At 40.6% G+C, this 14,343-nt stretch carries 13 protein-coding genes; 5 read left to right on the plus strand and 8 right to left on the minus strand.

Annotation, left to right across the window (positions count from 1 at the left end; genetic code table 11):
• Positions 1 to 66: 66 nt before the first annotated feature.
• Positions 67 to 861 carry a CPBP family intramembrane glutamic endopeptidase gene (locus FN960_RS06865; protein WP_143847949.1) on the minus strand — a complete coding sequence of 265 codons (795 nt, stop codon included), beginning with the start codon at positions 859 to 861 and terminating at the stop codon, positions 67 to 69.
• A gap of 562 nt (positions 862 to 1,423) precedes the next feature.
• Here FN960_RS06865 and FN960_RS06870 point away from each other — a divergent pair.
• Positions 1,424 to 1,780 carry a hypothetical protein gene (locus FN960_RS06870; protein WP_143847950.1) on the plus strand — a complete coding sequence of 119 codons (357 nt, stop codon included), beginning with the start codon at positions 1,424 to 1,426 and terminating at the stop codon, positions 1,778 to 1,780.
• A 291-nt stretch (positions 1,781 to 2,071) separates the two neighbouring features.
• Here the strand turns inward: FN960_RS06870 and FN960_RS06875 are convergent, their stop codons facing one another.
• Entirely contained in the window at positions 2,072 to 3,265 is a 1,194-nt protein-coding gene (locus FN960_RS06875; protein WP_143847951.1) for a NupC/NupG family nucleoside CNT transporter, read from the minus strand.
• A 390-nt stretch (positions 3,266 to 3,655) separates the two neighbouring features.
• Between FN960_RS06875 and FN960_RS06880 the strand changes: the two genes are divergently transcribed.
• From FN960_RS06880 to FN960_RS06895, 4 genes are all read left to right on the plus strand, one after another.
• A complete protein-coding gene (locus tag FN960_RS06880) occupies positions 3,656 to 3,871 on the plus strand; it encodes a hypothetical protein (protein WP_143847952.1) in 216 nt (71 codons plus the stop codon).
• Positions 3,872 to 4,074: 203 nt separating this feature from the next.
• Positions 4,075 to 5,022: a LytTR family transcriptional regulator DNA-binding domain-containing protein gene (locus tag FN960_RS06885; RefSeq protein ID WP_143847953.1), complete on the plus strand. Its 948-nt coding sequence runs from the start codon at positions 4,075 to 4,077 to the stop codon at positions 5,020 to 5,022.
• 165 nt (positions 5,023 to 5,187) lie between these two features.
• Positions 5,188 to 6,036, plus strand: coding sequence for an ABC transporter ATP-binding protein (locus FN960_RS06890; RefSeq protein WP_143847954.1), 849 nt, complete (start codon positions 5,188 to 5,190; stop codon positions 6,034 to 6,036).
• Complete coding sequence (locus tag FN960_RS06895; protein ID WP_143847955.1) at positions 6,036 to 6,731, plus strand: ABC transporter permease; 696 nt, start codon at positions 6,036 to 6,038, stop codon at positions 6,729 to 6,731. Before FN960_RS06890 ends, FN960_RS06895 begins: the two co-directional genes overlap by 1 nt.
• A 577-nt stretch (positions 6,732 to 7,308) precedes the next feature.
• Here the strand turns inward: FN960_RS06895 and FN960_RS06900 are convergent.
• From FN960_RS06900 to FN960_RS06925, 6 genes are all read right to left on the minus strand, one after another.
• On the minus strand, positions 7,309 to 8,673 hold the full coding sequence (locus tag FN960_RS06900; RefSeq protein ID WP_143847956.1) for an FAD-dependent oxidoreductase: 1,365 nt from the start codon (positions 8,671 to 8,673) through the stop codon (positions 7,309 to 7,311).
• Positions 8,674 to 8,692: 19 nt separating this feature from the next.
• Entirely contained in the window at positions 8,693 to 9,526 is an 834-nt protein-coding gene (locus FN960_RS06905; protein ID WP_143847957.1) for a carbohydrate ABC transporter permease, read from the minus strand.
• Positions 9,516 to 10,448 (minus strand): carbohydrate ABC transporter permease, encoded by a 933-nt coding sequence (locus tag FN960_RS06910; RefSeq protein ID WP_143847958.1) that lies wholly within the window; start codon positions 10,446 to 10,448, stop codon positions 9,516 to 9,518. Before FN960_RS06910 ends, FN960_RS06905 begins: the two co-directional genes overlap by 11 nt.
• A 28-nt stretch (positions 10,449 to 10,476) precedes the next feature.
• Positions 10,477 to 11,745: an ABC transporter substrate-binding protein gene (locus FN960_RS06915; protein WP_143847959.1), complete on the minus strand. Its 1,269-nt coding sequence runs from the start codon at positions 11,743 to 11,745 to the stop codon at positions 10,477 to 10,479.
• Between the two features lie 87 nt (positions 11,746 to 11,832).
• Positions 11,833 to 13,572 (minus strand): cache domain-containing sensor histidine kinase, encoded by a 1,740-nt coding sequence (locus tag FN960_RS06920; protein WP_185970949.1) that lies wholly within the window; start codon positions 13,570 to 13,572, stop codon positions 11,833 to 11,835.
• Between the two features lie 34 nt (positions 13,573 to 13,606).
• Positions 13,607 to 14,314 carry a response regulator transcription factor gene (locus FN960_RS06925; protein ID WP_143847961.1) on the minus strand — a complete coding sequence of 236 codons (708 nt, stop codon included), beginning with the start codon at positions 14,312 to 14,314 and terminating at the stop codon, positions 13,607 to 13,609.
• Positions 14,315 to 14,343 lie beyond the last annotated feature (29 nt).

A 14,343-nucleotide genomic window follows, 5' to 3' on the forward strand; every position in this document is an offset into this window, starting at 1 on the left:
GATTCAAAATCAAGTGTAATGAGCAAGTGAAGGACCTCCTTTTTCTAGTCATGCAAAACAATACATTTAAATCCAGGAAGTTAAAATGGAGATGATGACGAAGGTCACATGAGTAGCCATATGAGCAATCATTGCCGCTTCAAGTCCCTTGCGCCAGTAAAGCCAACCATAGATAACACCACCAAGACCATTTAAAAAGATCATTCTAGCAAATATAATTGGAGTCATCTCTGTTGCTGCAACCGTTGCGCCATAATGCCCTAATCCAAACAGTAGAGCCGATAGAATGATTCCACTCCAAACAATAACTGAGCTGGGTTGAGCATTTTTGCGTTGAAAAATTTTCCACAGGATGAAGACAACTAAAGTCATGACACCCCACCGAAGCATTAATTCTTCCGCAATTCCCCCATATAAAAGCCTAGTAGCAAGATCAAAGAAATCAATTGTCGATCCAGCATCTGAAAGATAAAGGACTTCTGGAAGAAAGGGTTGAAGCAGGAAATCTACAGTTAACATGATGACACCACCCATTACCCCGAGCAGAGAAGAAATGTTAAAAACCCCCGCCAAGCGACTCAGCAATGGCTTACCATACCGATCTTTTTCATAAACAAACGAGAAGAACCCCGTTCTCTCAGCTAGAAAGTGCCCAACGAGCAAACCAGCAACAATAAACAGCAAAGGATTAATAAGTGATAACAAGGCTAACAGTTCAACAGGAAGAGTTAAAGGCACGCCAAGTTCTTCTAACTGCTGCGGCAGGAGCTCAACTAACATGGGAAGTAAGGTAAGAACAGCAACAATTCCTATTAAGAAAAAAACTAAAAACGACCGCCATGGCTTTCTAGATGGCTTCATGGTTTCACCTCTTTATTTGACATCGTGTTGAGAAAGAAGGATCATACATCCTTCAATTCGTTCTATCTGTTATATTTATAGTATAACAGATAGAACGAAGCGTCAATGGAATTTTTTTAATAATGGGGGAGAGGGGATTTGCTCACCATATCGACATGCGGAGGCTCTATTTACATGCGGCGATCCTTATCGACACGTGGAGGCTCTCTATTCACATGCGGCGGTTCTTATCGACATGCGGAGGCTCTCTATTCACATGCGGCGGTTCTTATCGACATGCGGGGGGTCTCTATTCACATGCGGCGGTTCTTATCGACATGCGGAGGCTCTCTATTCACTTGCGGCGATCCTTATCGATATGCGGGGGCTTTCTATTCACATGCGGGGGCTCGTTATGGCACCTATGACTTCTACAAGCCCCAAGCTAAGATACTTTTAAAAAGAAAGGCTATTTGCATGAGTCTTTAGTAATGAGTAGATTGGGTACCCATCCTACCTTGTGAACAACTCCAGCCCCCTTTATACTGAAACCTACGCAACGTATCAGATAGGAGTGTATGTAATGAAATACGTAATCTCAGCCATCTTACTACTAATCCCTCTATCTTTTGTAGATTTTTCGCCGTTAAAAGTAGAAGCACAGGGCATCATAACTGGTTATTCTTCCTCACCACAAACAGAGGAGAATGGAGAAGCCATTAAGAGCCAAGCTCCCAAGCAATACTTCCAACAAAGTAGACTCTACAATTCTGAAGCGGAGATTCCATCTCGAATTTACTTTAGTGATCGAGGGTATGGTGGTTATTTAGGAAAAGTCAGTCATGAAAAGCTCGTAGATAATATTTACAAAGCTGACTTTGCTGGATATCTTCCTCCTATCTGTGTGGATTCGGCCTGTCCTACTTTAATTCAAAAGTAATTAAACATAATGAAAAGACGAATGACCCTAAGTCATTCGTTTCAGATTTTATTTTAACGAGCGTAAGGAGAACCCGAGACTCCTGTGGAAAAGAACGTGGCAGACCGACATCGAAGTGGTAGTTTTCCGCTTCGAGGGCTGAGTCCGTTCCCAAGGAAAGCGAGGGATTGTTGCAATGTTCGTGTTGAAGATTTTATGTTTTGTCTCGGCCTGCTTTTTAAATTCTCTTATCCCACAAAATTAAAAAAATGCGGCCACAACGCACCGCATTTCTCAATTTCCTACATAATATTAAATAAACAATCCTACGACCGTTCCTGACATCAAACTAACCAATGTAGCAGCTGCCAAAAGCTTTAGTCCAAAGGAAGCCACCTGTTTTCCTGTTTTTTCATTAATGGCTTGTGCTGTACCGGCAACAATACCGACAGAACCAACAGCCGCAAAGGACGTCAGGAATACAGAAATGATGCCCGTCGCTCTAGGTGTTAAATCCATATCTACAAAGTCCAACATGGCCACAAACTCATTGGCAACGAGCTTGGTTCCCATTAAATTACCTGCTTGAAGTAAATCAACGGTTGGGATCCCCATTAACCAAGCGAACGGTGCGAAAATATAACCAAGTAATTCCTGTAGTGTCAGTCCAATCGTTGCTGCAAACAACCCATTCAGCATAGCGATTAATCCAATAAACGCCACCAGCATGGCTGCTACAATCAAGGCTACCTTCCCACCATCTAACGCCCCTCTACTAATGGCGTCAAATAGTGAGGACCCTGATTGGTCACGTAATACCTTTGTGTCCACCTCCACTTCTTCATCTACATCACTTTTCTCTACTGGTGCAATGATAGAAGCGATAATCAGTCCATTAAACATATTTAATAGCATAGCGACTAATACATATCTCGGTTCAAGCATGGTGAAATAAGCACCAATAATAGAAGCAGAGACAGAGGCCATCGCTGACGTGGTAACGATGAAGACACGGTTTTTTGTCATCGTGGGCAATTGACTCTTAATAGCAAGTAACGCTTCAGATTGTCCAAAGAAGACACTGTTCACAGCATTAAACGTCTCTACCTTTGGTAATCCTGTAATCTTCGCCATTAAACCGCCCACATATTTAATTGCCATGGGTAGAACCCCTGAATACGTTAATATAGAAAGTAAAGCGGATGTAAAAATGATGATCATTAAGACATCAAGGAAAAAGACAGATCCTCCCTCAACTATCATCAAATCACCAAGAACAAAGTTCACCCCTTCATTTCCATAGGAAATTACAGTAGCAAAACCGTTTGAAATCGTCTCTATGATGAAGAGACCTACGTCTGTTCTAAACATAAGTAAAGCAATGGCTGCTTGAAGTCCCAGCATAATGCCCACGGACTTATAATTAATCGCTTTCTTATTGTTAGACATGAGAAAAGCTAGTCCTAAAAAGACTAATATCCCTAATACTCCAATTAATATAGACATGAATAACCCCTTTAAATCAGTATATAAGTAGGGAAAGAAAGGAACCCGTACCACTTCTACATATAGGACAAATGAATAAACATCCTCGTTAGACTATATCGTAGCCTTCACACCAGTTTCAAGCGAACCGTAACATTTCCAACTTTTACAAATTATTCGTCCTAAAAATGGAAGAATAACTGTCAGATAAAAGTGGTTTCAGGCAAGACTAATCAGGTAATAGAATGTTAAAAAGTAGGAGAGATGATCATGAAGCCTACCGAACACGATGTTAAAAACCCTAAAAGTCCACCATATAAGAAACTCCTGATTGCACTTTTCCTTGGAAAACTCTCAGCCTTTGTTTTGTATTACTATGTTCTTTGAAAAAAATGAAAAGGAGGTTTGTCCATGCATTACGGTGAAGCGGCCATTCGTACATTTTATCTCGGTATTTTCATCTTTTTAGCCCTTGGCTTTTTATTTATATTACTCCCATTTTTCTTTAAAAAGGCACAGCAATCGATCAAGCTCATTTCTTTAACAGTTGGCAGCTTAATTATGATTCTTGCTATAGCTATATTTCTGAACTCAAATCGATATGGAGTATTGAAGTTGTTCTTCTAGTGAAGAATTATAAAATAACGTATCTACAATCCTCTCTACATACAGCGTTTCTTGTACCTCTTCATTTTTCCTATTACCCTTCTTCTTAAACCGCCAACCATCAAATAATATAAATAAAATAAATAATTGACAGAAGGAATGAATATTGTGACCATATTACTTGGAACCAAAATCAAACTATTCATACAAGAAGGGGTAACAACATGGCCACTTTCACAATTAATCAAGAGAATAATAGCTCTGAGTCACTTCCCTCATTTTCCCTTACGATAAGTGATTCAAATATTACAACGATATACAGCGATACAGATATGCAGACTGAGCTGGCCAAGAACCTCATTGAAAATACGAACATTCCAATTTTTGACCAAAAAGATGGTTTATACACGCGTATAACTGTTCAAGACAATGTAGCTTTTTTTCACAAATGGTTTGGACATGGAACGACCCTTCCTGAAATTCTTGTTCAGTTTGAACTTCAGCATTGCGCAAAGAAACCATTACACACATGCTCGGAATCTGAAATTCGACGGGTTTACTTTGCCAAATACTTTATGAGTGCACCCGAATCCATGGTGTTTATTGAGCCCATTCATGGTGTTGATATTAAGACCACTCACACCTTCATTTCCATGCTCGAAAAGATAAAAGCCCATCCAGTTCCCGTCCTTATCTTAGTAGCGAACATGGAGCATGCCTTGTTACTTGGAGATATCCCTTACAAGCTCCAGCATAATGGCTTAAACAAAATTGAGATTGCTGATGAGGATGCAATGGAGGAAGATGAGACGCCACCTCCCACGGCGTTTGATCACTTATTCAAAATTCCAGCGAAGATCGATGACAAAATTATCCTATTTGATCCGCTTGAGATTGATTACATAGAAAGCCAGGATGGCAAAGGAAAGATTGTCATTAATGAAGAATCCTATCTCATGGATTCAACGCTTGCCGAAATTGAACAAAAGTTAAATGCTTATGGATTTTATCGGTGTCATCGATCGTATATCGTGAACCTACAAAAGGTACGTGAAATTATTACCTGGTCAAAAAATGCCTATTCTCTCAGGATCAACAACAGCGTACAATCGACCATTCCACTCTCGCGGACCAAAATTCAGGAGATCCAAGAGAAATTCAGCCTTAAATAGGTACCATTCAACGGGAATAACTGGTGCATCAAGCCTCTTCTCGCAGTATTTGATCATATAATAGGTACCATTCACTGTGATTTGGGTACATCTCGTTTGAAATCTAATGCTTGCTTACCTCCTCAGAGCTATGATGAAGGCAAGACAAACGAAGGAGGATTTCAAATGATGAACGCAGTCGAAGTAACGGGAATGAAAAAAGTATTTGGTTCACATACCGCCATAAACAATGTGACGCTTACCGTAAAAAAAGGAGAAATTTTTGGATTACTTGGTCCAAGTGGATCTGGCAAAACAACCACTAACAAAATATTAACGGGGGAACTAAAGCCTACTTCCGGTGAGGTGAAGGTGCTCGGAATGAACTCAACAAAGTTTGGTACTTCAGAGTTCAAATCTAAGATTGGCATCTTATCCGATAACAGCTCTTTGTATGAGCGTCTGACTGTTTATGATAACTTAAAGCTATTTTGTAAATTATATGGTGCGCCCTTAGAACAAATTGACGTGCTGCTTAAGGAAGTTAATCTTCAGGAGGCGCGGTCAAAAACCGTGTCGAAGTTATCCAAAGGCATGAAGCAACGTGTCTTACTAGCTAAAGCTCTCATTCACAAGCCTGAGCTCGTCTTTTTAGACGAACCAACATCTGCCCTTGACCCTGGAAATATGGCTCATATTCATCGCGGGTTGCAAAGGTTAAATGAAGCAGGAACCACTATCTTTTTAACCACTCATAATATGGAGGAAGCAACAGAGTTATGCGATCGTGTAGCCTTTCTTCACAATGGAGAGCTGCAAGAGATAGACACACCTTCTGCCCTGCGCTATAAATACTCAACCCATGCGTTTCATGTGGAAACCTTTGCAGGTGAACAGCTTGTCATCAAAAACGAACCAAAGAATGCAGATCACATTAACGAATTAATCATAAACAATCAAATCAAAACCATGCATACCGATCACCCGACCCTTGGTCAAATCTTCCTCAAAGTAACTGGAAAGGAGCTGGTATAATGAACATTCAACGCATATCCGCCATCTTCGAAAAAGACATGAGAGATTTTATGAAGAATATGATGCTACTTGTTATGCCAGGTATCCCGATTGCGATGGCCTTACTTTATGGTCAGCTAGGTGAGGACGCTGTGCCCATTGAAATGATCTATATTATCGTCGGTTCTGCTTTTTCAGCCGTGACCAGTGCCATTATGATGACCATGATGGCCGAAGAAAATGAGAAGAATACATTACGAGGGTTGATTCAATCCCCAGCTTCATTTGTAGACATTCTTATTGGAAAAAGCCTAGTTACCGCCATTATAACCTTTGTCGCTCTTACAATATCTCTAGTCATTATTGATATTGATCCGTTTTTAGACTTCAGAGTGATGATTGGACTACTTTTACTGTTTCTGTTCTTTCTGCTGCTTGGTATCGGAATTGGTCTGTTCTCAAATACACTTGCCTCAACGTCCGTTTACCTAATGCCCGTCATGTTTCTGTTTGGTTTTACTCCATTGTATACGTCTCTTGGAGTCTTTGATGAAGATAGTATCATCACGACAATCTTTTCTTACTTTCCCATTTTGCAGGCCATTGAAATCCATGATAGCAGCTCATGGCTACCTCTAGGCATACTGTCACTATGGGTTATTGGTTCAGCGATCTTTGTTATTATTTGCTTTAAGAAAACAACCACGGATGACTAAGAAGGGTTTTAGACTGGCCACCTGCGAATGCTGGGTGGTTGGTCATTTTCTTATTAAGAGAACACCATGTGAAAATGGTTTCATGAAAAAACTCTAAGGAAATGGACAATTATGAAGACTGGAAATGATGGAAACTCCCGATCGTAGCTTTATATCTTCATAAATCAAACTCTCTATTAAGAGTAAAACCAATGGAAAGAGGAATCATTTTTATTAGAATGGGGTCTCTCACCATCCTAATCCCTACATTTATACTGTTGTTAAACGGTTACTTATCTCAGACACTTGTTTTTAGTATGGCTATTATTCTTCTAGTAATTACTATAACTACAATTACAATTCTAGAAATAAAACTGGAGAAGAAATGGAGCGCTTTTCTTTCAGTTATCTCGGGCTCCTTTGCACTTCTTATTGCAATATATATGCTGTTTTCTAATTCTTAAGATATTTATGATGCCATGACTGATTATGTAGAATACTTTAACGGATTAGTTGATAGCCTAATATACAAGGGAGAGAAGATACACTCTTTCTCCCTCAGTCTTCTTAACTCTCATCTGTTTTGTAATCTAAGAGCTTACACTAATATCGCTCCCTGCCCCTCCAATATTCCTTGCAACTCCCTCACATCAATGTCACGAGGATTACATTCCTGTTTATTAGCAATGGCTGCTGCAGCCCCTGCCGCTTCTCCGAGAGCAAGGCAGATTGCTTGCACCCTAAAAGAACCTAGTGCTTCGTGTGTAGCGGAAATGCAGCGGCCAGCTACGAGGAGGTTGTGAAGCCCTTTTGGTAATAAGGAACGGTATGGGATATCATAGTGGGTTCCTTTTGGTAGCTTATAAATTTCTGTGGTGTTTGAATCGGGAGAATGGATATCAATCATATAGCATGACTGAGCGATACAGTCATCAAACTGTTTAAGCTCAACAATGTCTTCCTGTGTGATTACATAGTCGCCAATCACTCTACGTGTTTCACGAATGCCTATTTGCGGAGCGGTTTGTAAGAGCTCAGCATGAGTGAAACCAGGTACGTATTCTTTTAGAAAAGCAATGCCATCGAGTACCTGCTCACGTCCGATGACCTCGGCTTCTGTTAATTCTTTTGGATCAAGTGCACTTTTCCCCTGAACACGTCCAAAGTTGACACCCACTACCTTTTCCATCCACGGAACCGTGAAGATGGCTGCGACATGATCTCGGTTCACCTTGGTCAGATAACCGTCTTGTTTTGCTTGGGCGATTTCATCTGCAAAACCTGTTGCATTTAAGTAGAAATGGCCCTGGTCTGTCTTCCAGTGTCCACGCCGGTTCTGATCATCTAACATCTTTCCGAGCTTCTCCGTTTCTACATTACCAAGTACATACATGAGTGAGGAGGGCTGTGTGCCTCCATCCTTTTCTCTACCAATCTTGCATTCTGCTCCTGCTCGTTCCGCAAGGTCCCCATCACCGGTTGCATCAATAAAATGCTTAGCCACAATAGCTTCCCTACCCGCCTTGCTTTCAATAACAATCGCTTGAATCGTCCCGTTCATAGTTATTGCATCAACTATCGACGTATGACATAGCAATTCAACATTCGCTTCTTCTAATAGCTCAAAGGCAAGAATCTTATATTGCTCTGCATTAAACGGCTCCCACCCTTTGCGGTCGGTCATAATCAACCCGCCACGCTCATGTAATTTCTGTCGGATCTCTTGAAAAATTCCTCCTGTAATAAATCGCTCCTTGTCATGATATCCGTACGCAAATGACGTCACCATGCCAGCTGTTCCCATACCACCTAAAAAACCATGTGACTCAATTAAGACTGTCCTTGCTCCATTTCGAGCAGAGCTTAAAGCAGCCCCAATACCAGCAGGTCCACCTCCACACACAACAACATCTGCCTCTATGCGAACTGGTATCTGGCGTTCTATTTCTTTAATCCTTTTCATTACAATCAATCCTCCGTTTTTATTCTTTGGATCCGGACATTGCCAGGCTCTCAATAAATTGCTTCTGCGCAAAGAAAAAGACAAGTAGCACAGGTAATGTGGCGAGAACAGATGCACTCATGAGTGAACTCCAATCTGTTCCAGCTTCATCAGTAAAGAGTGAAAGAGCCAGTGGCAATGTCATCAATTCTCTTGAGTTAATAAAAATAAGCGGTTCCAAAAACTCATTCCAGTTAGTTAAGAAGGTGAAAATGGTCACTGTTGCTAGGGCCGGTTTTGAGAGTGGTAGCATAATTTGCAAGAAAATTCGAAAGCGTGAACAGCCATCAATTTTCGCCGCATCCTCTAGCTCTGCAGGAACCTGGCGGAAGAACTGTCGCATAACAAATATGCCAAACGCTCCACCAGCGCCAAAGATAGGGATCAGAATAAGCGGCATATGCGTGTCAATCCATCCAAGCTCTCTCATAAACAGAAACAATGGGATGATGGTCACTTCACCTGGAATCATCATGACGCTTAGGAACAGAAGAAACATGACATTCCTGCCCTTAAACGGAATACGCGCAAAAGCATATCCTGCCATAGACGCAAGCATTACCGTGCCTATGGTTACAAGAGCGCCTATATAGATGCTATTAAACATCTGTTGTAAAAAGTAAGTACTGCTAAGCACCTCAATATAGCTACCAAATTGGATGGGGTTTGGAATAAAGGTAGGCGGAAATGAAAAGATCTGATTCGGATCCTTTAGTGATGTCGTCAGCATCCAGACGAATGGCAATAACATGAGAGCAGATACAGCCACCAATAGACTATAACGAACAATAAAGGAAGTAAGATTAATCTTCATTGTAGACCCACCTCTTTCTCAGCGACCATTGAACCAATGTGAAAGCAAATATAATAAAAAACAAGATAAACGCTGCAGCTGCCGCATAGCCCATTTCAAATAATCGGAACGACTTTTCCCAAATGTAATACACAATCACTTTTGTGCTATTTTCAGGACCCCCGCGTGTCATGACGAAGATTTGCGCAAAGATTTTCATCGCACCAATTATGGTAATAATCGTTGCAAGGAAAATAGTTGGCGAAATAATCGGTAACGTAATGTTACGGAACTGACGCCACCTCCCTGCACCATCAATCCGGGCAGCCTCATATAAATTATTTGGAACCATCTGCAAACCTGCCAAAAAAAGTACCATATTTAATCCAACATTCTTTAATACACTTGTGATCACAACAACAGGCATGGCAAGGCTGCTATTATAAAGCCACGCTTGCTGATCTATACCAATTAGTGCAAGTATAGAATTCACAAATCCAAAGTCCGTTGCAAACATGTATTTCCATACAATTGCCCAAACGACTAAGGAGGTGACAACAGGTACAAACATAATTGTTCTGAATATACCCATTCCTGGAATGGGATGTCGAAGTAACAATGCCAGACTCAGTGCTAAAGCTATATTTAAAGGAACAAGGCCAGCAGTAAATACAATCGTATTTTTCATCACTTGACCAAATTCAGGATCTTGAACAATGGCTTGATAATTAGCTGTCCCAACAAACTCGGCTTGGCCTAGCAACGGCCAGTCAGTCAAGCTCATATAAAACGCAAAACCGATTGGAATAAACATAAAGATGGTAAATCCAAGTAACATCGGGCTGATAAATAGCCAACCCGATAGCGTGTCTTGATTAATCCACGTTATTTTTTGTAAACCATCTCGCTTCTTGTTCACCTTCGCATTTACATCCAAACTCATACCTACTCACCCCAAGACACTATGCTTATCATTGTTCAACTAATGGATTAATGTTATCTTCCATTTGTTGCAAAATCTCATCTGTATCCTTTGTTTGACCAAATAGCTGATCGAATCCCTGAAGAATGTGGTTATCAATATTTTGCCATTCTGGATGGATCGGCAAGACACGAGACTCTTCACTTAAGTCCAAAATGGTTGTTTCGATACTTTCTCGTGGTGGATTACCAGGCTGTTCAATAAATGCATCTGATTCAAGAACCGATGTACGTGGTGGCGCAAAGTACGTAGATGTCGCTTCCATTCCTTCTTGACTTGCAAAGAAACGAATCAAATCAAGCGCTTCCTCTGGATACTCACTTCCATCAAACATGACATAGCCAGCCTGCCCTAGGATTGGCGAACGCCCTTGTGATCCAAGTGGAACTGGCGCAATATCCCATTCAAAGTCATCAATTCCCCTTGCAGTAGAAACATAGCTATACACATCGAAAAACATACCAATGTTGCCAGCCTCAAACGCAACTTGGTCACCAGCTCGAGGGTGAGACATGTCTTCAAACATCATTCGCTTCAGCATGTCAAAGGTGCTAATACCTGCCTCACTATTCCAGGTAAATTCCGTCATATCCTCGTTAAAAAGATCTCCACCTTCTGCACGTGTATGGGCCAGTAAGTTCTCCCACGTCTCCCATGCCCGGAAGAAATTAGCTCCATATACCCCTTCTTCCTCAGCGATAATCGCTGCTGACTCTTCAAACACTTCCCATGTCCATTCACCGCTTGCCTCAAGCTCCTGAGGCGTAGGTAGATCATTTTCTTCAAATAGTGTCTTATTATAATAAATAATGTGAGGTGGACTGGAGAAAGGGATCCCATACAATGAGTCGCCTTCTTCATACTGCGTAATGGTTCCAGGCAGAATGTCATCAAATTCAAATGCCGGGTCATCCTTTAGTGCTGAAATGTCTTGTAAAATACCATTTTCAATGAATTGTGGAACCATACGTTCAGCTGCCCAGCCAATATCGGGCAATTCTCTCCCAGCAGCAAGTACAGTCGTATTCTGTTGATAATCAGGAAAAGGTGTTGTTTGAATCGTCACGTTCACATGTGGATTGTCCTCATAATAAACATCTAACAACTCTTCATACACTGCGATGTGATTTTCATTTCCCCATGTCGAGAAGGTCAATTCAATTTGTTCATCTCCATTGGCGTTTGTATCTGCTCCGCCTGATGATGAACAACCCGCTACAACAAACAATGCTGCAACACTTACTCCCCATTTTTTCATAGCCTAGCCCCCTTTACTGTTCTTATAGACAGCTTAAAATAAAGCGCTTTCATTTTTTAGGTACCTCTCTTAAGATTTAGTATCTTTTTATAAGGTAATCGGAATACATATTGTCACCTTTGTTCCTACGCCACGTTCGCTTTCAACCGTAAGTCCATATGGCTCTCCTAACAATAGATTCAACCTCTCTGCAATATTCGCTAACGCAATCCGATTGCCATCATGAAACTGTTGTTGCTTTGTTCTGATCCTCTGCAGTTGTTCTAACTCCATACCTTGTCCACTATCTGCCACTTGAATATAGCACTTACCGTCTTCTTGCCATCCTTTAATACAAATGTCGCCTTTGATGCCACCATGTATGTGTCCATGTTCAATTGCATTTTCTAATAATGGTTGTATCGTAAGCTTCGGAATTTTTATTGTAAGTAATTTTTCAGGTACAGAAATAGAGAAAGTAAGCTGACCTTCCAAGCGCTTCTGTTGAATACTTACATAAGATTCAACAAAAGCTAGCTCGTCCTTTAATGGGACAAATCGTGTTTTCTGATCAATACTATAGCGAATTAATTTCCCTAAAGATGCGACCATATCAGAAATCTCGTATTCTCTCTTAGTGATCGCCATCATGTTAATATGCTCCAATGTGTTATAGATAAAATGTGGGTTCATTTGGCTTTGGAGAGCTTTGATCTCTGCTTCTTTTTCTCGTATTTCAGTTCGATATACACGTGCAATTAATTCATTGATTTGTTCCATCATATGATTAAAACTAACCGACAATTGTCCTAGCTCATCCTTTGAATATGTTTTGATTCTATGATTGAACTCCCCTTTTTCCGCCAATGCCATATGATGACGCAACTCAAAAATTGGTTTCGTTAAACGTCGTTCCGCAAGTAGTCCTAACATAATAATAAGCACTGTCGCTGCTGCCATTAATCCTAATGTAAACATACGAAGCGACTGTGAAGCACCGAAAATCTTATGTTCAGGTAAAAACACAATGGTTTGTACTTCTCCTCCTGGAGTTTCCCGAATGACCGGCAAATACGCGATTCCATCGGCTACCACCGATTCTCGCTCCACGAAGTCACTAATGATGTATCCCTCGTTTTGGAGCATTCGATAGACTGGTTTTCCTTTCTCAAAGAACAAATTTCCTTGATTATCAATAATACTAATGGACGGGTCTTCTGATAATGAAACATCCTCAAGTAGCGACTCTATAAAAGTTAATTGAATATCGATCTTAATCATTCCCAAATGGTTAAAGCTTTCAGGATCGCGAATGACACGCCCCACCGAAAAAACATCTGTCTCTGCTAATAGATAGGATGGGTTATGGGTGGGAAGAAGTAATGATCGTCCATCTCCTACCATAAGTGTCTGATGCCACTCATCCTTCACATCGTTTGTCATACGGTGAACAGACCGAGGAGAACCTAGATTGCCAAACAAACTACCATCGTTAGCCATTATATGAATACCTGATAATTCTTGACGATTGTAGGACAACGTTGATAAAAACGAACTCATTCGCTCAAGCTCATCTGTTTTAGGAAAGGTATAGTGAGTTGGGTCTTCATGATCCTGTAATATAGCCAAGACTTCTCGATCATATAATGGTAAAAGCGAGAGTCTGTGCATTTCTTCAATATACGCATTAACATTTTGGTTTACCTGATCAATAATTTGGACAGTGAAGCGATAGGTTTGATCCTCTAAGGTTTTAGAAAAGTAGTAATAGGTGACCATACCTAATACATTTAAAGGGATTAGTACGATACATAAAAACAAAACAATAATTTTTTGGCGTAACGCCATAGAGGTTGCTCCTTTCATACAAAGATCAGTGGGTTCAAGAATGGCGGTACTGTGAAGGAGTACAGTTTTTAACTTTTTTAAAAATTTTCATAAAATGCTTTTCACTTTGATAACCAGACATGCGGGCGACCTCGTATACACGAAGATTGGTTTCCTTCAGTAATTGTTCTGCTCTGTGAATTCGCTTAGCTGTCACATAATGTGAAAAATTCTCTCCCGTTTCATTTTTAAAACATTGGCTAAAATAACTTGGGTGTAAATGCACAAGCTTAGCTACAGTTTGTAACGAAATTTCCTGATCTATATTACGCTGAATATAAGAATCAACCTGGCGAATCATCTTGTTCTCACTCGTACTAGTGAAAACTTGGCTAAGACTTCTTTTTACCTCATCAAACGCCAAAATCATCTCTGTCCGCTCAATCGGCTTTAATAAGTATCGTGTTACCCCCATTTGGATGGCTTTCTGCGCATAAGTAAATTCCTCATGTCCACTAACAATGATAATAGGTAAATTTGGATATTGAGTTCTAACTTCCTTTATAAGCGACAATCCATCACGCTTTGGCATCCGAATATCCGTAAGTAATACATCAGGGCAATCATATGTGAGTAATTCTAACGCGCGTTCTCCGTTATCTGCTTCACCAATGACTTCAAAGTCAGTAACAAGCTGATCTATAAGAGCAACCAACCCTTGACGAATCATTCTCTCATCTTCTGCAATCACGACTTTATACATGTCCTCATCTCCTTATCAAAAAAGAACCC

Origin of the sequence: Alkalicoccobacillus porphyridii (assembly GCF_007293315.1) — a bacterium.
GTDB lineage: Bacteria > Bacillota > Bacilli > Bacillales > Bacillaceae_D > Alkalicoccobacillus > Alkalicoccobacillus porphyridii.